A 21195-nucleotide genomic window follows, 5' to 3' on the forward strand; every position below is an offset into this window, starting at 1 on the left:
CTTCATCAAGACGTCCTGACCTGCGGTTGGTTGCCTCCTAAGGTCACGAACGCGTCGCGAAGGCAATCACGAAAAAGCCGCCTCGGAGCAGTGCTCCAAGGCGGCTTTCGAATTCGGGAATCAGCCGGCCATGCTGCCGTCACCGGCCTTCGCAGCGCCCGAGGGCACCTTGGCGACCTGTGACGCGGGCACCGTGAACTGCGTGCTGTAGGTCTGGCCGCCGCAGGTCACGGTCAGCGGGTACGTCCCGGCCGCCGTTCCGGGCTTCAGCTCGACGTCGGCGCTGATGTTCGCGTCGGCGCCCATGAACGGGCCCGGGGTGTAGTTGCTGAAAGTCAGCACCGGCGAGGTGAACTTCGGCGAAGCGCCTTCGCACTTGGCCAGCGCGACGTTCGGCGCGTCGCGGACGTACTTGTCCACGAGCGTCGAGTTGATCGCCGTGTTCACGTTGAGCTGAACCATTCCGGCGGGAGCGCCCGGAGTGCTCGACGGAGTCGCACTCGGCGTCGTACCGGTGCTCTGCGCCATCGCCGGACCCGCCAGCGCCGTCGCCCCGATCACCGCTGCCGCAACGAAAACCATCGTCTTGCGCACTCTCGCACCCTTCACGTTCCCAAGCCTGACAACCGACAAGACGCGACGGGTGCGCCGGGGTTGCGTGCTTTCGTCAGTCGAGATCGTCGTGGCGCATCAGCTGGCGCCCGGCCTCGGTGATCGAGCCCGACAGCGACGGGTACACCGAAAATGTCAGTGCCAGGTGGTCCACTGTGAGCTGGTTCTGGACGGCGAGCGCGATGGGAAGGATGAGCTCGCTCGCCTGCGGCGCCACGACGACTCCACCGACGACCACGCCGGTGGCGGGGCGGCAGAACAGCTTCACGAAGCCTCGGCGGAGGCCCTCCATCTTCGCGCGCGCGTTGGTGGCCAGGGGCAGCATGATGGTGCGCGCGGGCACCTCGCCGGAGTCGATCGCCTGCTGGCTGATGCCGACGGTGGCGATCTCCGGATGGGTGAACACATTGGCGGCGACGGTCTTGAGCTTGATCGGCGCGACGCCTTCGCCCAGCGCGTGCCACATCGCGATGCGGCCCTGCATGCTCGCCACCGAGGCGAGCATCAGCACGCCGGTGCAGTCGCCGGCGGCGTAGATCCCGGGAACGGAGGTGCGCGAAACGCGGTCGACGGTGATGAACCCGCCGGGGCCGGGCGAGATGCCGACCTTGTCGAGGCCGATGTCCTTGGTGTTCGGGACCGACCCGACGGTCATCAGGGCGTGGCTGGCTTCGATCACGCGGCCGTCGGCGAGGTGGATCTCGACGCCCTTTTCGGTGCGCTCGACGCGGTCGGCGCGGGCCTGCTTCGCGACGGTCGTGCCGCGCTGCGAGAAGACCTCCTCGAGCACCGCGGCGGCGTCGGCGTCCTCGTGCGGGAGGACGCGGTCACGGCTGGAGACGACGGTGACCTTGACGCCCATCTCGGTGTAGGCGGACGCGAACTCGGCGCCGGTGACGCCCGAGCCGATCACGGCGAGGTGCTCGGGCAGCTCGTCGAGCTCGTAGAGCTGGCGCCAGTCGAGGATGCGCTCGCCGTCCGGCACCGCGCCGGGCAGGACGCGCGGGGTGGCGCCGGTGGCGATCAGGACGACGTCGGCGGGCAGCTTCTCGGTGCCGTCCTTCGTCGTGACGGCGACCTTGTGGGTCGCGAGGCCGGGCTCTTCGTCGCAGAAGCGGGCTTCGCCGATGACGACGCGGACGCCTTCGCGCTGGACGCGGGCCCGGATGTCGGCGGACTGCGCGAGCGCGAGCCCCTTCACCCGGCCGTGGACGGTCGGGAGGTCGACGCGCGTGTCGGCCATGTCGGTGTTGATGCCGAGCTCGCCCAGGTCGTGCATCTTGGCCAGCGCGCCCGAACTCGCGATGAACGTCTTCGACGGGACGCAGTCGTAGAGCACGCAGGCGCCGCCCAGGCCGTCCCGCTCGACGATCGTGACGTCGGCCCCGTGCTGGGCTGCGACCAGCGCGGCTTCGTAGCCGGCCGGGCCCCCGCCCATGATCACGATCCTGGTCACCTGAGTCCTCCTCGAAGTGCGTGCGTGCGGTGGTCTCACCGTACGCGGCGAAGGTGACCGGACACTGAAGTGGGCGAACACGGCGAGTGCGTCCACTCGGGTCAGGGAGGTGTCGCTACGCTGTCGGCGTGCCGTTGTATGCCGCTTACGGATCCAACATGGAGCCCGCCCAGATGCTGGAGCGCGCGCCGCACTCTCCGATGGCCGGCACCGGCTGGCTGGAGGGGTGGCGCCTGACCTTCGGCGGCGAGGACCTCGGCTGGGAAGGTGCCCTGGCCACGATCGTCGAGGACCCGGGATCGCGGGTGTTCGTCGTCCTCTACGACGTGACGCCGCTGGACGAGACCGGGCTGGACCGCTGGGAAGGCGGCGAGCTGGGCATCCACAACAAGATCCGGCTGAGAGTCCAGACCATGGACGGCTCGGTCCTGGCCTGGCTGTACGTCCTGGACGCCTACGAGGGCGGCCTGCCGTCAGCGCGGTACCTGGGAGTGCTGGCCGACGCCGCCGAGGCCGCCGGCGCCCCCGCCGACTACGTCGACGACCTGAGAACCCGCCCCTGCACCGGCATAACCGGCTGACCGTGTCGTCCCCCTGATCACGCGTGTCGACCCTCCAATCACGCGTGTCGACCCTCTGATCACGCAGCCCGGCCGGATCGCCGGTCGAAGGCATTCCGCAATTCGGCCATGAGACGGCTCGGATCCCGGAGGTCGGCTGCGACGGCCCGGACGGTGATCCACCCGCGACCTGCCATCCGCTTGTCCCGTTCGAGGTCGTGCTCGCGCCGCTCCTCGTGAGCGGCGAACCCGTCATACTCGAGGGCGATCTGCCTGCTCGGCCAGGCCATGTCGAGCACGTAGAGCTTGCGGCCGTCGACGGTGGTGATCTCGTACTGCGACTCGGGCACAGGAAAGCCAGCTTCGACGACGATCAGCCGGAGCACGCTTTCGGGCGGTGACTCCGCCCTGCCCGTGGCGAGGTCCAGAAGCATCAGCGCCCTGTGGATACCTCGCCGGTCCCGGCGGTCGGTGAGCCGGTCACGCACGTTCTCCCGGAGTTTCGCGCAGTGGTCAGGCGGCAGTCCGCGCATGGCCTCGTCGATGGCCGAGAAGGCCACTCGCTTGTCCCCGTCGCAGAGGAAGTCGGCCAACGCGCGGTCAAGCAAGAATGTGGCGAGACCATGGATCTCGATCACATCCCCGTCCCTGAATCCACCCTGGTGCACAACCAGACCGGTGCGCGACCGGATGCGTCGCGAGTAGGGCACCATCACGTGGATATCGCGGTCGTCTGCGGCCGAAATGCCATGCAAAGCAAGAGAAGTAACGCCAGCCAGCGCGACAGGAGGCCCGACGGCGAGCAGAGCGGCGGCAGCCCTCGTCGGCAGCTTCAGCAAGTCGGTGGCGTGCACGACAACACCCCGCCATGGCTGCGCAAGCAGCCGCGTTCGAGCCCTTCGAGGACTTTGCGTCGCCCTAAGATTCGATCGGCCTCGCTGCGCGAGAGCACTCCATGTCGCCTTGCCCACTCGGTCACAAGATCGAGGATGAGGCCCCTTAACGCCCGATTGGAAGGGCCACATCCTCGATCTGTGGATAACTACCTACCTGTGGATAACCTGTGCACAACTCCTCGTGCGGGAAGGGTCGACACGCGTGACTAGAAGGTCGACACGCGTGATTGGGGGGACGACACGGGTCAGGCGAGGGTGGTTAGGGCCGTGTGGACCAGGGTTCGGACTCCGCACAACAGCGCTCGCTCGTCGAGGACGAATGTCGGGCGGTGGATGTCCGATTGGGGGGCCGGGTGGCCGGGCCAGACGCCCAGGCGGGCGAAGGCTCCCTGGACGTGCTCCAGGTACCAGCCGAAGTCCTCGCCGCCGGAGGACTGCTCCGTGGGAGCCACCGCGCCCTCGCCGAGGGCGGCTTCGACGCCCGCGCGCATCAGGGCCGTCGAGTCCTGGTCCGAGACCACCGGGGGGACGCCTCGGCGGTAGTCCAAGTGGAAGCCGACGCCGGTGGGGGCCAACAGCGACTCCACCGATGACGCCACCAGCGGCTCCAAAGCCGTCCAGACCTCGTGGTCCGCCGTGCGCAGGGTGCCCCGCAGGACGCCGTCCTGGGGGACGGCGTTGGCCGCCTGGCCCGCGTGGACCGCGCCCCACACCAGCACCGTGCCGGACCGCGGGTCGACGCGGCGGGACAGCAAGGCGGGGAGACCGGTGATGACCGTGCCCAGAGCGTGGACCAGGTCGGCCGTCAGGTGCGGCCGGGACGTGTGGCCGCCCGGCGAGGTCAGGCGCAGCTCGATCAGGTCCGCGGCCGACGTCAAGGCGCCCACGCGCATCCCGACCGAACCCACTTCGAGACGCGGGTCCACGTGCAGGCCGTAGATCCGCTCGACGCCGTCCAGCGCGCCCGCCGCGATCATGTCCAGCGCGCCGCCGGGCATGACCTCCTCGGCGGGCTGGAAGATCAGCCGGACCCGGCCGGGCAGCTCCGGCGCGCCGGCCAGGGCGCGGGCCGCGCCGAGGAGGATCGCCGTGTGGGCGTCGTGGCCGCACATGTGCGCCGCGCCCTCGATGGTCGACGAGTAGGGCAGGCCGGTCGCCTCCGTGAGCGGCAGCGCGTCCATGTCCGCGCGCAGCGCCACGCACCGCTCGCCGCTGCCGATGTCGCAGACGACGCCGGTGCCGCCGGGCAGCACCCACGGCTTGAGCCCGACGCTGCGCAGCAGCGTGACGACCAGCTCGGTGGTCGCGAACTCGTGCCGCGACAGCTCCGGGTGGGCGTGGATGTGCCGCCGCCAGGCGAGTACGTCGGTCGCGTTGGCGCGCAGCCAGTCGTCGAGCCAGAACGGGCCGCGGCCCGCGCCAAGATCTTCCACGGGAGCCATGCTTACGCCGGCTTCGGAAATGAGCGCCTCGGGCCCCTCCATGGGGTTGATGATGCGCCCTTGGGGGTCGCCTGGAACGTCCGGTCGTGAGTCGAGCACCGTCACGCCGCACCTCCTCCCGCAACACGGGCAACCCGCGCAGCGGCTGGGGTCACGCGTCGTGCCGATCGATCTGTCGTACGCATTTGCAGACGATCGTGCACCATGCAGGCGGCAAGCCGCGTCTCGAAAACAGGCGTCCTAGATGGCCGGTACCGGATCTGCGTTGAACGGTGTGCGCCAGTTCGGCAAAGCCGAAACTCAGGACTTCTTGGCCTTCTTCGAACGGATCTTGCGTCCCCAGATCACCGTGCCGAGCAGGACGGCCGCGATGAAGCCCGCGATCAGCTTGTTCTTGGTCTTCTCCGTGTTCGCCTTGTCGGTCTGGGCCGGATCGAGGACCGGGCCGGGCGGCTGGGTCTGCACCGGGACCAGGGCCGGGGAAGCGTGCGCCACGGTCACCGTGACGGCCGCCGGACGCACCGGCTCGGCGAACGCGAACGCCGGCGAAGCGGTGAACAGCACCGCGCCGAGCATTCCGACCAGGACCAGACCCCGCAGTTTCGCCATGTCATCCTTTCGCCACGACCAGGCATTCTCCCGCGGACCGCCGACGGTGTCAGCCCCCGAACGCGTCGAGGATCCGCTGAGCACCGAGGGTAGCCGTCAGTTCACCGTCCCGCACCGCCCGCTCGACGTCGGGAACGACCGTTCGCACGTCCGGATGCACCGCCAGGCGACTGAGCAGCTGCTCGCGCACCATCGCCCACGTCCAATCGACCTGCTGCTGCCGCCGCCGCGCTTCGAGCTCACCGGACGCCGTGAGCGTGTCGCGGTGCTTCTCGATGGCGGCCCAGACTTCGTCGAGACGCAGGTTGTGCAGGCCGCTGCAGGTCAGCACGGGTGGCGTCCACGACGCCTCGGGCCCGTAGATCATCCGCAGCGCGCCGGCCAGCTCCCTCGCCGCCCGCCGCGCGTCCCGCTCGTGATCGCCGTCCGCCTTGTTGACGGCGATGACGTCGGCCAGCTCCAGCACGCCCTTCTTGATGCCCTGGAGCTGGTCGCCGGTGCGGGCCAGGGTCAGGAACAGGAAGCAGTCGACCATGTTGGCCACGGTCACCTCGGACTGCCCGACGCCGACCGTCTCGACCAGCACGACGTCGTAGCCGGCGGCCTCCATCAGCACGATCGTCTCGCGCGTCGCCCGTGCGACTCCGCCCAGCGTCCCGGACGTCGGCGACGGCCGGATGAACGCGCGCGGGTCGACCGCCAGCCGGGCCATCCGGGTCTTGTCGCCGAGGATCGACCCGCCCGTGCGCGTCGAGGACGGGTCCACCGCCAGCACGGCGACGCGGTGCCCGGCCGCGGTCAGGTCGGTGCCCAGCTGGTCGATGAATGTCGACTTGCCGACACCGGGAACGCCGGTGATGCCGACCCGTCGCGCGCCACCGGACCGCGGCAGCAGCTCGACGAGCAGCTCCTGTGCCAGCGCCCGATGGTCCGCACGCTGGGATTCGACCAGCGTGATCGCCTTGGACAGCGTCCCGCGGTCACCGTCCAGGACGCCCTTCGCGTAGGCGGTGACGTCGATCTTGCGCGGCAACGCTCAGGACTCCTGCGAGGACAGCTGGCCGAGCAGGTCGATGGCCGCGTCCGCGAGCACCGTGCCGGGCCCGAAGATCGCCGCCGCCCCGGCCTCGCGCAGCGCCGGGTAGTCCTGCGGCGGGATGACGCCGCCGACGACGACCATGATGTCGTCACGGCCCAGCTCGGCGAGCTCGTGCCGCAGCGCGGGCACCAGCGAGAGGTGCCCGGCGGCCAGCGACGAGACGCCGACGACGTGCACGTCCGCCTCGATCGCCTGCCGGGCGACCTCGGCCGGGGTGGAGAACAGGGGGCCGACGTCGACGTCGAAGCCGAGGTCGGCGAAGCCGGTGGCGATCACCTTCTGGCCGCGGTCGTGACCGTCCTGGCCCATCTTCGCGACGAGGATGCGGGGACGGCGGCCTTCCTCCGCGGCGAACTCTTCGACCAGCCGACGGGCCTTCTCGACGTTCTGCGTCTTCCCCACCTCCTCGCGGTACACCCCCGAGATGGTCCGGATCTGGCCGGCGTGGCGGCCCCAGATCTTCTCGAGCGCGTCGGAGATCTCGCCGACGGTGGCCTTCGCGCGGGCCGCGTCGATGGCCAGTTCCAGCAGGTTGCCGTCGTTCTGGGCGCCCTCTGCGAGCCGCCGCAGCGCGTCCTCGGTCGCCTGGCTGTCACGCTCGGAACGCAGCCGCCGCAGCTTCTCCAGCTGCTGGGCGCGGACGCCGGCGTTGTCGATCTTGAGTACCTCGATGACAGCGTCGTCTACGTCGTCCGTGACCTGGTACTTGTTGACGCCGATGACGGGCTGGCGCCCGGAGTCGATGCGGGCCTGGGTGCGCGCGGCGGCCTCTTCGATGCGCAGCTTGGGGATGCCCGCGTCGATCGCCTTGGCCATGCCGCCGGCCTGCTCGACCTCGGTGATGTGGCCCCACGCCTTGCGCGCGAGGTCGTAGGTCAGCTTCTCCACGAAGGCGCTGCCGCCCCACGGGTCGATGACGCGCGTGGTGCCGGACTCCTGCTGCAGCAGCAGCTGCGTGTTGCGGGCGATCCGCGCGGAGAAGTCGGTCGGCAGCGCGAGCGCCTCGTCCAACGCGTTCGTGTGAAGTGACTGCGTGTGCCCCTGCGTCGCGGCCATCGCCTCGACGCAGGTGCGCACGACGTTGTTGTAGACGTCCTGCGCGGTCAGCGACCAGCCGGACGTCTGGGAGTGCGTCCGCAGCGACAGCGACTTCGAAGACTGCGGGTTGAAGCCCTTCACGAGCTTCGCCCACAGGAGACGCGCCGCGCGCAGCTTCGCGACCTCCATGAAGAAGTTCATGCCGATCGCCCAGAAGAACGACAGCCGTGGCGCGAACTTGTCGACGCCCAGCCCGGTGTCGACGCCGGCGCGGAGGTACTCGACGCCGTCGGCGAGCGTGTAGGCCAGCTCCAGGTCGGCCGTCGCCCCGGCTTCCTGCATGTGGTAGCCGGAGATGGAGATCGAGTTGTACTTCGGCATGTGCTGCGAAGTGAAGGAGAAGATGTCGGAGATGATCCGCATCGACGGCTGCGGCGGGTAGATGTAGGTGTTGCGGACCATGAACTCCTTGAGGATGTCGTTCTGGATGGTCCCCGCGAGCTGCTCGGGTTTGACGCCCTGCTCCTCGGCCGCGACCACGTAGAGGGCCAGCACCGGGAGTACCGCCCCGTTCATGGTCATGGACACGCTCATCTTGTCCAGCGGGATGCCGTCGAAGAGCTGCCGCATGTCGTAGATGGAGTCGATCGCGACGCCCGCCATGCCGACGTCGCCGGAGACGCGCGGGTGGTCGGAGTCGTAGCCGCGGTGGGTGGCCAGGTCGAAGGCGACCGAAAGCCCTTTCTGCCCGGCGGCGAGGTTGCGCCGGTAGAACGCGTTGGACTCCTCGGCGGTGGAGAACCCGGCGTACTGGCGAACCGTCCAGGGCTGGTTGACGTACATCGTCGGGTACGGCCCGCGCAGGAAGGGCGCGATGCCGGGGTAGGTGGCCAGGAAGTCCACATCGGACAGATCGTCGGCGGTGTACACCGGCTTGACGCCGATGCCCTCGGGCGTCTCCCAGGCGAGGGCGTCCGGGCCCTTGCCGGTGGCGTCCTCCACCGCGCGCGCCCAGGTGGCGCGGTCGCCCGGCGAAGGCGTGCCGAGGTCGAGGTGGGCGAAGTCGGGGATCGTCATCGCGCAACTCCCAGCTTGGCGTGCAGGCGGTTGAGGACTTCCAGGGCGTCGCAGCCGGTGAAGACGTTCTCGTCGACGCCGTCGTAGGTGCCCTTGCCCGCCAGGAGCACGTAGTCGGCTCCGAGCGAGGCGGCGACGTCCGTGGCCTGCGAAGCGTAGGCGTCGTCGGTGCCGCAGAGGCAGGCGATCCGGGCGCCGGACGCGCGGAACGCGCCGGGCAGGTCGTCGGTCGCGCCCGGGTTGACGGCTTCGATCCCGCCCGCCTGGAAGAGGTTGGCGGCGAAGCCGGCGCGCGTGGTGTGCGCGGCGACCGGCCCCAATGTGGCCAGGAAGATCTTGGGGCGCGAGCCGTGCGAAGCGAGGTGGGCGTCCGATGCGTCTCGGAGCGCTTCGAAGCCTTCTGCGTACCGGTGCCGCGGCAGCCCACCTTCCACAGTGGACTCCACCGGCGTCCGGACGACCGGCTTCTCCGTCAGGTTCGGGAACTCGCTGACTCCGGTGAGCGGGTCGCGCCGGCTGGCGATCCGCGACGAACGCTTCTCCCACGTCGATGCCAGCCGCTCGGCGAGAGCGCCGGACGCCAGCTCGGCGGCCAGGCCGCCCGCCGCCTCGATCGCGGTGAACTCGGCCCAGGCCGCGTGCGCGAGGTCGTCGGTGAGCTTCTCGACGTACCAGGAGCCGCCCGCCGGGTCGGCCACGCCGGCCAGCTTGGACTCCTCCAGCAGCACGGCGTGCGTGTTGCGGGCGATCCGCGCGGAGAAGGCGTCAGGGCGGCCGATCGCGGCGTCGAACGGCAGCACGGTGACCGCGTCCGCCCCGCCGACGCCCGCGCCGAAGCAGGCGACCGTCGTGCGCAGCATGTTCACCCAGGGGTCGCGCCGGGTCAGCATCGCCGGCGACGTCACGGCGTGCTGGCGCATCGGCGACGAGAACCCGCAGACCTCGGCGACGCGCGCCCACAGGCGGCGGGCCGCGCGCAGCTTGGCGATGGTGGAGAACTGGTCGGCGGTCGCGGCCAGCCGGAACTCCAGCTGCCCGGCCGCGGCCTCGACGTCCAGCCCGGCGTCGGTCAGGGACCGCAGGACGGCGACGCCGGCGGCGACCAGCGCGCCCAGTTCCTGCGCGTCCGAGCCGCCTGCTTCGTGGTACGGCAGGCCGTCGGCGACGATCGTCCGCACTTTCGGGTACTTCCCGGCGACACGCACGGCGAGCGCGGCGGCCGGTCCGAGGTCGACGGCCGAGCCGGTGCGTGCCGCGAGCCCGATCGGGTCGGCGCCGAGCACGGCGGTGGCTTCGCTCGGCGGGATCTCGCGCTCGGCGAACACCTCGAACAGGGCTTCAGCGGCGGCTTCGTACTCAGGACCGGCGTCCAGCACCACGGGCGCCAGGTCGACGTACACCTCGTTCAGCGCGTCGGCCAGGGACGCAGGCGGCACGGAGAGCCAGATCGACGTCACGCCGCCTTCGAGGTCGGCGAGGATCGCCTTGTTGACCTCGCGCGCGTCGTCGCCGGTGAACCGGGCCCGGACGTCCCAGCCGGTGCTGACCTGGCCGTCCGGGCGCGAACCGCGCACGTACGGCGGCAGGCCCGGGAAGCCGATGTCCCACGGCACGTCTTCCGCCGTGTAGAGCGGCTGGATCTCGATCCCGTCGTAGGTCCGCGTGACGAGCTTGCTCTCCGGGGCGCCCGTGAAGTCCTCGGGCAGCTTGCCGCTCTTGCGCAGCACCCCGGCGACCAGCTCCTGCCACTGCTCGCGAGTCGCCTGGGGAAACTCGGCCGCCAGGTCGAGTTCGGAGATCGGCGCTGATTCCGGACCGGCCACTTCAGTCATACCCAGTGATGGTAGAGGCACTCGTCGCGTCCGACCTGTGAGTCTGGTCGCCCTCGCGGCCGGTAGCCGCACGCTGCGTCGGGACTGTCGGTCGCGTACGCCACAATTGACGCGTGCCCCCCTCCAGCGAAGAGACACGACTGGTCGCCGGTCGCTACCGGCTGCGCTCGGTGCTCGGCTCCGGCTCGATGGGCACCGTCTGGTCGGCGTACGACGAGTTCCTGCACCGGCAGGTCGCCGTCAAGGAGATGAAGGTGCCGCCGGGCATCCCGGCGTCGCAGGCGGACGAACTGCGGGAGCGGACGCTGCGGGAGGCGCGCGCCATCGCCGTGCTGTCCCACCCGAACGTGATCATCCTGCACGACGTCGCCCGCGAGGACGACCAGCCGTTCGTGGTCATGGAACTGCTGCCTTCGCGCAGCCTGGCGCACATCCTGCGCGACCACGGGCCGCTGACCGTCGAGCAGGCCGCCGCCGTCGGCATCGCGGTGGCGTCCGCGCTGGAGGCCGCGCACGCCGCCGGGATCACCCACCGCGACGTCAAGCCGGGCAACGTCCTGGTGGCCAGCGACGGCCGGATCAAGCTGACCGACTTCGGCATCGCCCGGAACGTCTCCGAGGCGACCATGACCCGCACCGGGATCATGCTCGGCTCGCCCGCCTACATCGCGCCGGAAGTGGCTTCCGGCGGAGCCGTCACGCCGGCCGCGGACCTCTGGGGCCTCGGCGCGACGCTGTTCGCCGCGGTCGAGGGCGCGCCGCCGTACGACGCCGACGGCGATCCCCTGGAGACCGTCGGCAAGGTCGTCAACGGCAAGGTGCCCCAGCCGAAGGCCGGCCCGCTCGCCGACGTCATCGGCGCGCTGATGAAGAAGGAGCCCGGCCGGCGGATCACGCTGCGCGAGGTGCGGCACCGGCTGTACCCGCTGCAGACCAAGACGCCGCTCGACCTGTTCGGGTCCGAGCTGTTCCGCACCCCGGACGGCAAGAAGACGTCCGCGCAGCCGGACGCGACCGACACGCAGGTGATCAAGACCGTCCTGCCCGCGAAGGACAGGCGCAAGCCGGAGAAGAAGGCCGAGGGGTCGAGCAGCGAGCTCGCCACCGACCCGGGCCCGCTGCCGTTCCTGCGCCCGCCCGCCCCAGCGCCGGCAACGGACCCGCCGACGGTGTTCGTCCCGCCCCCGCGGGCCGCCCGGCGGAGCACGGCGGCCACCGTCGTGCTCCTCGCGGCCGCGATCCTGCTCTTCCTGCTCGCCGCGGGCGGCGGGTTCGCGCTGGCCAGGACGGTCGGCGGGCAGTCGCTGCTGCCCCCGGCCGCCGAACCGCGGAGCACGGCGAACGAGACCACCAGCGTGCCGCCACCGGAGCTGGTGCAGCAGTCCGGCGACGCGAGCTACGCCACCGGCAACGGCGGCCAGTTCGGCCTGCGGGTGCCGAAGGGCTGGCAGAAGTTCGTCGCGCCGCACAACACCAACAGGTTCGGCGCGAGCGTCGCGGTGCAGTACGTCTCGCCCGACGGCCGCCGGTCGCTGCGGGTGGAGCGCCTGGTCAACTACTTCACCCAGAACTCCGGCGGCAGCGAATACATCACCTGGCTGAAGCAGAGCTACTCGGGCGAGGGCGAGTTCTCCGACCCGGTGACCTCGGCGGACGGCAAGGTCACCACGCTCACCTTCCGCACGCCGGAGGGCGGGCTGCTGCCGGGCAACAACGACGACCGCCGGATCCTGCGGGTGACGTTCATGAACCTCGTCCGGGCGGGGACCAGCCTCTGGATTCTCTCGGTCACCGTGCCGGTCGAGCAGGAGATCGCGGCCCAACGGGACGTCTTCGCCCCCGTCGCGTCGTCGTTGAGCGTCTCGGACTAACAGCGGGGCCGCCCGCCGAGCACTTCGCGCGACACCTGCTCCTGGGCGAGGTGACGCTCGGCGCGTTCGCCCTGCTGGTGACGGCCGTCGGGCTGGGTTCGTGGAGGGTGGCACGATGACGCTCTTCGACCTGGCTTTCCCGCTGGCGGCGCCGTTCTGGGCGCTGATGATCCTGGCGCCGAAGTGGCGGTGGACGGCACGGATCATGGCGTCGCCGTGGGTGCCGCTGCTGCCGCTGGTCTGCTACTTCGCGCTCGTCTTGCCGCACTTCGGCGAGTGGGGGCGGGCGATGGTCCGGCCCGACCTCGGCGTGCTGCAGACGCTGCTGGCCACGCCGTGGGGTGCCGGGCTCGTCTGGGCGCACCTGATCGCGTTCGACCTGTTCATCGCGCGGTGGATGTACTTCGAGGGGCGCTCGCGGGACATCTCGCCCTGGATCGTCAGCCCGATCCTCCTGCTGACGATCTTCCTGTCGCCGTTCGGGCTGGTGGCGTTCCTGGTGGCCAGGAGCGTCCGGATACGCTCCCTCGCATGAGTGAACACGAGGCCGCGGCCGCCATCGCCCACCGCACCGGCGTCGAGGCGCACGACATCGCGGTGGTCCTGGGCTCGGGCTGGCGCCCGGCGGCGGACGTCATCGGGGAGTGCGAGACGGAGATCCCGTTCGCCGAGCTGCCCGGCTTCACCACGCCCGGCGCGGTGGGCCACGGCGGCACCATCCGCTCGCTGAAAGTCGACGGCAAGAACGTCCTCGTCATGCTGGGACGGACGCACTTCTACGAGGGCAAGGGCGTCGACCGGGTGGTGCACAACGTGCGCACCGCCGCGGCGGCCGGCGTCCGGTCGGTGCTGCTGACGAACGCCGCGGGCGGCCTGCGCGAGGGCTTCCACGTGGGCCAGCCGGTGCTGATCTCCGACCACCTGAACCTGACGGCGCGCTCGCCGATCGTCGGGGCGAACTTCGTCGACCTGACGGACCTGTACTCGCCGCGGCTGCGGAACATCGCCCGCGAGATCGATCCGTCGCTCGAAGAGGGCGTCTACGCGGGTCTGGTCGGACCGCACTTCGAGACGCCGGCGGAGATCCGGATGCTGCGCACGCTGGGCGCGGACCTGGTCGGCATGTCGACGGTGCTGGAAGCGATCGCGGCCCGCGCGGCCGGCGTCGAGGTCTTCGGCCTGTCTCTGGTGACGAACCTCGCCGCGGGCATGACGGGCGAACCGCTGAACCACGAAGAGGTCCTGGAGGCCGGTCGCGCGGCCGCCACGAGGATGGGCTCCCTGCTGCGCGAGCTGGTCACCCGCGCCTGACATCGTGTCGACTCCTCAATCACGCGTGTCGACCCTTCAATCACGCGTGTCGACCTTCGCGCCCCAGGGCGGTGTGCGGAAACGTCGACACGCGTGATCAGGAGGTCGACACGCGTGATTAGAGCGACGACACGACGTCAGACGAAGGCCGGGAGCTGGGCCGCCACCTCGGCCGGGGACGGCATCGCCGCGACTTCGGCCGCGAGCTGCCGGGCCGCGTCGCGGACCGAGGTGTCCGTGAGCAGGTGACGGGCCTTCGTGGCGACGGCGTCAGCGGTGACGTCGGCGCCGAGCAGGCGGTCGCCCACGCCGGCCGCGAGGACCGCCTCCGCGTTGCTGAACTGGTCCGCGCCCTGCGGCAGGAGCAGCTGCGGCAGGGCCGCGCCGAACGCGCCGAGCGTCGTGCCGCTGCCGCCGTGGTGGACCACCAGGTCCACGTGCGGGAGCAGCGCCGCCTGCGGGACCCACGTCTCGATCCGCACGTTGGACGGCACCTCGCCCAGAACGTCGTCGGGCAGGGACGGCCCGGTGGCGACCAGGACGTCGACGTCCAAACCGGACAGACCGGCGATCGCCGCGGTGAGCACGCCCGCGTGCCCCATCGCCGTGCCGAGCGTCAGGTAGACGAGTGGCCGCGAACGGTCCAGCACCCCCGGCGGCAGCTCGCCCGGCTCGCTCCAGCCGACCGGGCGCAGCGGCACCCGGCGGGTCCGCGCCACGAACCCCGGTTCCTGCACCGACTCCGGGCAGATGTCGATGAACGGGCCGCCGAACGACAGGTCCGTCCCGACCTCGACGCCCAGTTCGGCGCCGTGTGCGCGGATCGCGTCGCGGATCCGCAAGGCCATCGGGTCGTCGCTCGACACCCGGCCGAAACCGTGCGCCACCACCGGAAGGCCGGCCTTCAGCGCGGCGAAGGCACCGCCGGAGTTGGCGCTCTCGCTCACGACCAGGTCGGGCCGGACGTGCTCGAACAACGGCAGCAGGTCGGCGACGAACCGCTTCGGCATCACCTCGCCGAACACCTTCCCGACGATCGGGAACAGCACCTCCGGCGGGATTTCGCCGGGTGGGCGCCGCGGGCCGGACTCGCCGAACGCCTGCCCGAACGCGTCCTTGATCGCGAGCCCGGCCGCCGCCGTCTCGAGCCCGGCTTTGGTCAGCTGTGGCAGGAAATCTTCCGAGGTGGCGAAGACGACGTCGTGGCCCGCGTCGCGCGCGGCGACCGCCAGCGGGACGAGCGGGAACGTGTGACCGAAGGACCCCAGTGAGGTGAAGAGTAAGCGCACTCACCCGACCTTAGCCCGTAGGCTGACGCGGTGACATCAGATTCCACCCTGCGTGACGCCGCTTTCCGCTGGATCGCCGACGACCCGGACGCCGGCACCCGTGCCGAATTGGAGGCCGTGCTGGCCCGGGCCGAAGCCGAACCCGGCGCTGCCGAAGAACTGGCCGACCGGATGGCGGGCCCGCTGGAGTTCGGCACCGCCGGCCTGCGCGGCCCGGTGCGCGCCGGGCCGAACGGGATGAACGTCGCCGTCGTCACCCGGACGACGGCCGGGGTGGCGGAGTGGCTGAAGGCGCACGGGCACGCCGGCGCGCTGGTCGTCGTCGGCCGTGACGCGCGGCACGGCTCGGAAGCCTTCGCGACCGCGGCCGCCGAGGTGCTCACCGCGGCCGGCTTCGAAGTCAAGGTGTTCGCCCGGCCGCTGCCCACGCCCGTGCTCGCGTTCGCCGTCGGACGGCTCGGCGCGGTGGCCGGGATCCAGATCACCGCGTCGCACAATCCCCCGGCGGACAACGGGTACAAGCTCTACGACGCCACCGGCGGGCAGATCGTGCCGCCGTCGGACGGCGAGATCGAACGCGCCATCGAGGCCGCGCCCGCCGCGGTGAGCGTGCCGCGGGCACCCGGCGCCGAAGTCACCGACCTGGTGGACCGCTACCTCGACGAGGTCGCGACGCTGCCGTTGGGTCACGAGCGGGCGGTGCGGGTGGCCGCGACGGCGTTGCACGGCGTCGGGGCCGACACGCTGCGCGCCGCGTTCGAGCGGGCCGGGTTCACCGACCTGCACCTGGTGGACGCCCAGGCCGCGCCGGACCCGGACTTCCCGACGGTGTCGTTCCCGAACCCGGAGGAGCCGGGCGCGACGGACCTGCTGCTGGCGCTGGCGTCCGATGTGGACGCCGACCTGGCGATCGCTCTCGACCCGGACGCCGACCGGTGCGCGCTCGGCGTGCGGGAGCCCGACGGCGCGTGGCGGATGCTGCGCGGCGACGAGACCGGCGTGCTGCTCGGCTCGTACGTCTTGTCCACAGTGGACCGCACGGTGCTGCCGGACCCGCTGGTGGCCACCACGATCGTGTCGTCGTCGATGCTCGGCGAAATCGCGAAGGCAGAAGGCGCCCGCTACGCCGAGACGCTGACCGGCTTCAAGTGGCTGGTGCGGGCCGGTGAAGGCCTGGTGTTCGCCTACGAAGAGGCGCTCGGGCTGTGCGTGAACCCGGGCTTCGTGCGCGACAAGGACGGGATCGCCGCCGCGACGCTGGCCGCGGGGCTCGCGGCGCAGCTCAAGGCACGGGGCCGCACGCCGCTGGACGTGCTCGACGAACTGGCGCAGCGCCACGGCGTCCACCTGACCGACCAGGTTTCGCTGCGGGTCACGGATCTGGCCGTCCGCGGGCAGCTGATGGCGAAGGTGCGGAAGACGCCGCCGTCGCGGCTCGGCGGCGTCGAGGTGGTCATCGAGGACCTGCTGCCGGACGCCGACGTGGTGCGCCTGACCGGTGACGGGGTGCGCGTGGTCGTGCGGCCGTCGGGGACCGAGCCGAAGCTGAAGGCGTACCTCCAGGTGGTCGCCCCGGTGACCGGCTCACTGGCGGACGCGCGCGGCGCGGCACACGAACGGCTGACGGCGTTGCGGGCGGATGTCGAGGAGCTGCTCGCCTGATGCCGCGGCTGCTGATCGTGCACCACACGCCGTCGCCGTCGACGCAGGCGCTGTTCGAGGCGGTGCTGGCGGGCGCGACGCACCCGGACATCGAGGGGGTGGAAGTGGTCCGCCGCGCGGCACTGGCGGCCACGGTCCCCGACGTCCTGGAAGCGGACGGCTACCTGCTGGGCACGCCGGCGAACCTGGGCAGCATGAGCGGTGCCCTGAAGCACTTCTTCGACACGATCTACTACCCGTGCCTGGACGCGACGCGTGGTCGCCCGTTCGGGTACTGGATCCACGGCAACAGCGACACTTCGGGCACGGAACGGCAGTTGCTGGCCATCACGACGGGGCTTTCGTGGGTCAAAGCCGCCGAACCCGTCATAACCACCGGCGACCCGGGCAAAAGGACACTGGAAGCGTGCACGGAATTGGGTGGCACCCTGGCGGCCACGCTGATGAACTAAAAGAAAGGGGCCTGTCACCGGAAGCCCTGGGGGTCGACCTCCGGCAACAGGCCTGGACCAAGGGTTCGCCTCGAGGGCGATCGACCTTGGCTCATGAAGCGTACTACAGACGGCCGATCATGACGAGCCGGAGGCATGACAAGCCTCTCGCCGTGGCCGTTCCGTACACCCCCAGGGCACGGACCGCCAGGCGAGAGGCCAGCCAACTGTAAACCACTGCATACGACGGCTGTCAACATGTGCGTACAGTGTTCCTGGGAGCGGCGGAGTTTCCCGGCTAGAATTTTCCGGGTCGGAACCCAGGGGGCGGATATGGCACGGGAACGCACCTTCGCGGAGCGGCTGAGCGCCCTGATCGAGGCCGCTCGGGTGGACGGCCGCGCGCCGCACAGCTACCGGGAGATCTCCGCCGCCGTCGAGCGCGCGGGTGGCCCGGCGATGTCGCCGGCCTACCTCCAGCAGCTCGCGACGGGCAAGCGGGTCAACCCGAAGATCCACTACGTCGAGGCGCTGGCGAAGCTGTTCGGCGTGCCGGTGACGTACTTCTTCGACGAAGAGGCCGCCGCGGCCCCGGCGGGCGAGGCCCAGCTGATGGCGATGCGGGCGCAGGAGCTTTCGCCGCAGGGACGGCGGCAGGTGATGGACCTGCTGGAGCTCGTCGAGCGCTACGAACGGGCCGAACGCGAGGGCCGCAACCCGGAGGACGCGCCTCGATGAAGGAGCGCGAGCTGCGCCGCCGCTGCCGGAAACTGCTCAAGGAGCTGGACATCGGACCGCCGCTGGACGTCGAAGTGCTGTGCGCGCGGCTGGGCGAGCGGCGCGGGAAGCCGATCCGGCTGATGGCGTACCCGCTGGAGGTGCCGGGGCCGTTCGGCTGCTGGATCGCGACGTCGTCCGCGGACTACATCTTCTACCAGGCCGAAACGACGAAATCACACCAGGACCACATCATCCTGCACGAGCTCGGGCACATGCTCGCCGACCACCACCCGCACGGCGACGCCGAGCCCGCCGACTTCCTGCGCGGCCCCGCTCCGGATCTTGACCCGGATGCCGTACACCGCGCCCTGCGCCGCTCGTCCTACGATGACGCGCACGAGTGGGAAGCCGAAACGGTCGCGACGATCATCCTCGAATGGGCGTCGGTCCTGAACTACACGATCCCCCGGCGCGCCGCTGACCGGGATCTCCGCCGGATCCAGGGGGCGCTCGGCGATCATCAAGGGTGGTTGTGAGCACACTTTTCAGCCCCATCAACCTGATCGCCATGGTGCTGTTCGCCGGCGCGCTGGCGTGGCGGATCTACCAGGTGGTGCGCGCGCCGACGCTGGCGAACTGGGCCGTCACCGCATGCGTTGCCGCGTTGGCGGCGGCGTTCCTGCTGCAGCAACCGGTGCTCTCCGACGAGGTGGACGCGCTCCTCGGCCGCGGCGCGGCGCGGGTCGCGAACAACGCGCTGCTGGCGTGCGGCCTCTGCGCGCTGGTGATCTTCTTCCTCCGCTCGGCGCTGGGCCCTCGCCGCAACCGCCGGGTGGCCGCGGAACTGGTGCCGCTCGCGGCGGCGATCGCGCTGATGGTCGTCGCCATGGCGCTGACCCCGCCGGAGCTGCGCGGGCTCCCGCTGGGGCCGTCGACGATCCACGACAGCGGGGTCGCGGTGTTCTACCTCGGCGCCGGGCTGTACCTGATCTACGGTCTCGTCGCCTGCACGGCCTGGATCGTGCGGTACCAGCGGGTGGCCGACCGGAACCTGCGGATCGGCCTGCGGCTCGGCGCGATCGGCCTCGCCTGCGCGGCGGCCGGCAGCATCTCCCGTGCGCTGTACATCGTGGTGGCGTGGGCGTTCGGCCCGCTGGTCAAGGTCCTGCTGCTGCTCGGCGTGCCGTTCGTGATCGTCGGCACGATGCTGTTCCTCGCCGGCGTCACCTACCCCGGGATCCGGGCGCGGCTGGCGGCGCAGCGGCGACGGCGGCAGCACCGGCGCGAACACCGGGCTCTCGCTCCCTTGTGGACGGTCCTGGTCCAGGCGTTCCCCAGCATCGTGCTGCGGACACCGCCGCGAGGAGGCGGCGTCCACCGCGGGCACTACCGCCGGGTGATCGAGATCCGGGACGGCCTGGTGCAGCTGTCGCCGTACCTGGACGCGGACTTCGGCGAGGTCGTCGCCACCGATCCCGGCGCCGCGGCGGCCGCGTTGAAGACGGCGCTGGAGCGGCACGCGGCGGGCGAAGAGAACGACGGCCGCGCCAAGCAGGTCCTGCCCGCCGGCGCGGACGACATCGAATCCGACGTCCGGCCGCTGCTCGCGCTGTCGGCCGCGATGACGAAGGAGGCCTGAGGTGGACATCCTGATCACCGCCGGCCGGGTGCTGCCGCGGCCGTCGACACCGGTCGAGGACGGCGCCGTGCTGGTGCGCGACGGCGTGATCGCCGCCGCCGGTCCGCGCGCGGACGTCGTCGCGCAGGCCGCGCCGGACGCGCAGCGGCACGACTTCCCCACCGGCACCGCGCTGGCCGGGCTGTTCAACGTCCACGTCCACCTGGCGTTCGACGCGACCCGCGAGATGCTGCCCCACTTCGAAGCGGACGCCTCGCCGTTGGAAGGCGCTCGTTCGCGGGTCCGGCAACTGCTGCGCAGCGGCGTCACGACCGTGCGGGACCTCGGCGACCGCGGGCACCTCGCCGCGGCCGTCCGGCGCTCGTTCGACGGCGAAACCGCGCCGCGGCTGCTCGTGTCCGGCCCGCCGATCACCGTGCCGGGCGGGCACTGCCACTTCTTCGGTGGCGAAACGGCTTCCGACGACGACATCCGCGCCCTGATCGACGCGAACGCGGCCGCGGGCGCGGATGTCGTCAAGGTGATGGCCAGCGGCGGCCAGATCACCGAGGGCGGCGCCGACATGTGGGAGTCGCAGTTCGACGCCCGGCAGCTGTCCCTGATCGTCGCGCACGCGGCGTCACACGGGCTGCCGGTCGCCGCGCACGCCCACGGCGCCGACGCGATCGAGGCCGCCGTCGAGGCCGGGGTGTCGACGATCGAGCACTGCAGCTTCATGACCGGGCCGAAGTCGTTCGACCGCCGCTCGCACGTGGCGAAGCGGATGGCCGCCGAGGGCATCTCGGCGTGCTCGACGAGCAGCCGCAACTGGCGGACGATCGTCGAGCGGCTCGGCGAGGACCTCGGGCTGGCGGTCTACGGGCGGCTGCCGTGGCTCGAGGAGCAGGGCGTCCGGCTGCTCGCCGGGACGGACGCGGGCCTGACCGGCTCGGTGTTCGACGACCCGGCGGGCGCGCTGGAACTGTACGAATGGCTCGGCTTCTCCCGGCGCCGGATCCTGGAGGTCGCGACCGAGGACAGCGCGGCGGGCCTCGGCCTCGGCAGCGTCACCGGCCGGCTCGAAGCGGGGCTCGCGGCCGACGTCCTGGTCGTCGAAGGCGATCCCCTGGCGTCGCTCGCCGCGCTGCGCAACCCGCTTTTGGTGCTGGCCCAGGGCCGGATCGCCTAGTTCCCCGATCGGAGAACGCCCAGTTTGGTGACAGCGTTTTAAAACAGTGTTATCGTAGCTGCACCCGCACCGAAGGAGCCCACGATGCACGGACCCACCCAGCTGTTCACGGTGATCGCCCTGGTTTCGCTGCCGACCGTCATGTACGGCGGCTACGCGCTGATGGGCGTCATGCGCGACCGCAAGCTCACCGAACACCAGCGCGCGATGTTCCGCGCCGGACACGCCCACGCCGGCGTCCTGCTGATCCTCGCCCTGGTCGCGCTGCAGATCCTCAGCCGCACGACCCTGTCCGACACGACGTTGTGGATCGGCTGCTTCCTGCTGCTGTTCGGCGTCCTGGCCCAGTCCGGCGGGTTCTTCCTCCACCTGCTCCCCGAGGGCAAGGGCGGCAAGCTCGGCGGGCGCGTGACGTCGGTCGGCGCGGTGCTCCTGGCCGCGGCGACACTGCTCACCGCGTACGGGGTCGCTTTCGCCTGAGCG

20 protein-coding genes are annotated in these 21195 nt (G+C 71.1%); 11 read left to right on the top strand and 9 right to left on the bottom strand.

Annotated elements, in window-relative coordinates:
- Positions 1-120 precede the first annotated feature (120 nt).
- Positions 121-594 (bottom strand): hypothetical protein, encoded by a 474-nt coding sequence (locus tag CF165_RS18640; RefSeq protein ID WP_093948810.1) that lies wholly within the window; start codon positions 592-594, stop codon positions 121-123.
- A 73-nt stretch (positions 595-667) separates the two neighbouring features.
- Entirely contained in the window at positions 668-2068 is a 1401-nt protein-coding gene (locus CF165_RS18645) for an NAD(P)H-quinone dehydrogenase (RefSeq protein ID WP_020643435.1), read from the bottom strand.
- A gap of 128 nt (positions 2069-2196) precedes the next feature.
- Between CF165_RS18645 and CF165_RS18650 the strand changes: the two genes are divergently transcribed.
- Positions 2197-2649: a gamma-glutamylcyclotransferase family protein gene (locus CF165_RS18650; protein ID WP_205660905.1), complete on the top strand. Its 453-nt coding sequence runs from the start codon at positions 2197-2199 to the stop codon at positions 2647-2649.
- Between the two features lie 59 nt (positions 2650-2708).
- On the opposite strand, the gene CF165_RS18655 is transcribed toward CF165_RS18650, so the two are convergent.
- The 6 genes from CF165_RS18655 to CF165_RS18680 form a co-directional block, all read right to left on the bottom strand.
- The gene (locus CF165_RS18655; protein WP_093948812.1) at positions 2709-3482 is read right to left on the bottom strand and encodes a DUF559 domain-containing protein; all 774 of its coding nucleotides are present in this window, start codon (positions 3480-3482) and stop codon (positions 2709-2711) included.
- A 287-nt stretch (positions 3483-3769) separates the two neighbouring features.
- Positions 3770-5071 (bottom strand): amidohydrolase, encoded by a 1302-nt coding sequence (locus tag CF165_RS18660; RefSeq protein ID WP_093948813.1) that lies wholly within the window; start codon positions 5069-5071, stop codon positions 3770-3772.
- 195 nt (positions 5072-5266) lie between these two features.
- A complete protein-coding gene (locus CF165_RS18665) occupies positions 5267-5575 on the bottom strand; it encodes a hypothetical protein (RefSeq protein ID WP_093948814.1) in 309 nt (102 codons plus the stop codon).
- 49 nt (positions 5576-5624) lie between these two features.
- Entirely contained in the window at positions 5625-6608 is a 984-nt protein-coding gene (meaB, locus tag CF165_RS18670; RefSeq protein WP_093948815.1) for a methylmalonyl Co-A mutase-associated GTPase MeaB, read from the bottom strand.
- A 3-nt stretch (positions 6609-6611) separates the two neighbouring features.
- Entirely contained in the window at positions 6612-8789 is a 2178-nt protein-coding gene (gene scpA / locus CF165_RS18675; RefSeq protein ID WP_093948816.1) for a methylmalonyl-CoA mutase, read from the bottom strand.
- Complete coding sequence (locus CF165_RS18680; RefSeq protein ID WP_205660906.1) at positions 8786-10621, bottom strand: methylmalonyl-CoA mutase family protein; 1836 nt, start codon at positions 10619-10621, stop codon at positions 8786-8788. The genes scpA and CF165_RS18680 overlap by 4 nt, the downstream gene beginning before the upstream one ends.
- 113 nt (positions 10622-10734) lie before the next feature.
- Here CF165_RS18680 and CF165_RS18685 point away from each other — a divergent pair, with 113 nt between their 5' ends.
- The 3 genes from CF165_RS18685 (at position 10735) to CF165_RS18695 (ending at position 13803) form a co-directional block, all read left to right on the top strand.
- A complete protein-coding gene (locus CF165_RS18685; RefSeq protein ID WP_276209730.1) occupies positions 10735-12492 on the top strand; it encodes a serine/threonine-protein kinase in 1758 nt (585 codons plus the stop codon).
- Positions 12493-12607: 115 nt separating this feature from the next.
- On the top strand, positions 12608-13027 hold the full coding sequence (locus tag CF165_RS18690) for an ABA4-like family protein (RefSeq protein ID WP_093948818.1): 420 nt from the start codon (positions 12608-12610) through the stop codon (positions 13025-13027).
- The gene (locus tag CF165_RS18695) at positions 13024-13803 is read left to right on the top strand and encodes a purine-nucleoside phosphorylase (RefSeq protein WP_093948819.1); all 780 of its coding nucleotides are present in this window, start codon (positions 13024-13026) and stop codon (positions 13801-13803) included. Before CF165_RS18690 ends, CF165_RS18695 begins: the two co-directional genes overlap by 4 nt.
- A 137-nt stretch (positions 13804-13940) precedes the next feature.
- Here the strand turns inward: CF165_RS18695 and CF165_RS18700 are convergent, their stop codons facing one another.
- Entirely contained in the window at positions 13941-15092 is a 1152-nt protein-coding gene (locus CF165_RS18700; protein ID WP_093948820.1) for a glycosyltransferase, read from the bottom strand.
- A gap of 30 nt (positions 15093-15122) precedes the next feature.
- On the opposite strand from CF165_RS18700, the gene CF165_RS18705 reads away from it, so the two are divergent.
- The 7 genes from CF165_RS18705 to CF165_RS18735 all read left to right on the top strand — a co-directional run bounded on the left by CF165_RS18705 (position 15123) and on the right by CF165_RS18735 (position 21192).
- Positions 15123-16754 (top strand): phospho-sugar mutase, encoded by a 1632-nt coding sequence (locus CF165_RS18705; protein ID WP_093948821.1) that lies wholly within the window; start codon positions 15123-15125, stop codon positions 16752-16754.
- The gene (locus CF165_RS18710) at positions 16754-17206 is read left to right on the top strand and encodes a flavodoxin family protein (RefSeq protein WP_093948822.1); all 453 of its coding nucleotides are present in this window, start codon (positions 16754-16756) and stop codon (positions 17204-17206) included. Before CF165_RS18705 ends, CF165_RS18710 begins: the two co-directional genes overlap by 1 nt.
- Before the next feature lie 312 nt (positions 17207-17518).
- The gene (locus CF165_RS18715; protein ID WP_093948823.1) at positions 17519-17923 is read left to right on the top strand and encodes a helix-turn-helix domain-containing protein; all 405 of its coding nucleotides are present in this window, start codon (positions 17519-17521) and stop codon (positions 17921-17923) included.
- Positions 17920-18441 carry a hypothetical protein gene (locus tag CF165_RS18720; RefSeq protein WP_093948824.1) on the top strand — a complete coding sequence of 174 codons (522 nt, stop codon included), beginning with the start codon at positions 17920-17922 and terminating at the stop codon, positions 18439-18441. Before CF165_RS18715 ends, CF165_RS18720 begins: the two co-directional genes overlap by 4 nt.
- Positions 18438-19544, top strand: a complete 1107-nt coding sequence (locus CF165_RS18725; RefSeq protein WP_093948825.1) for an MAB_1171c family putative transporter — start codon at positions 18438-18440, stop codon at positions 19542-19544. Before CF165_RS18720 ends, CF165_RS18725 begins: the two co-directional genes overlap by 4 nt.
- Position 19545: 1 nt before the next feature.
- Complete coding sequence (locus CF165_RS18730; protein WP_093948826.1) at positions 19546-20712, top strand: amidohydrolase family protein; 1167 nt, start codon at positions 19546-19548, stop codon at positions 20710-20712.
- Positions 20713-20796: 84 nt separating this feature from the next.
- Positions 20797-21192 carry a hypothetical protein gene (locus tag CF165_RS18735; protein WP_093948827.1) on the top strand — a complete coding sequence of 132 codons (396 nt, stop codon included), beginning with the start codon at positions 20797-20799 and terminating at the stop codon, positions 21190-21192.
- Positions 21193-21195 lie beyond the last annotated feature (3 nt).

Origin of the sequence: Amycolatopsis vastitatis (genome assembly GCF_002234595.1) — a bacterium.
GTDB classification, from domain to species: domain Bacteria; phylum Actinomycetota; class Actinomycetes; order Mycobacteriales; family Pseudonocardiaceae; genus Amycolatopsis; species Amycolatopsis vastitatis.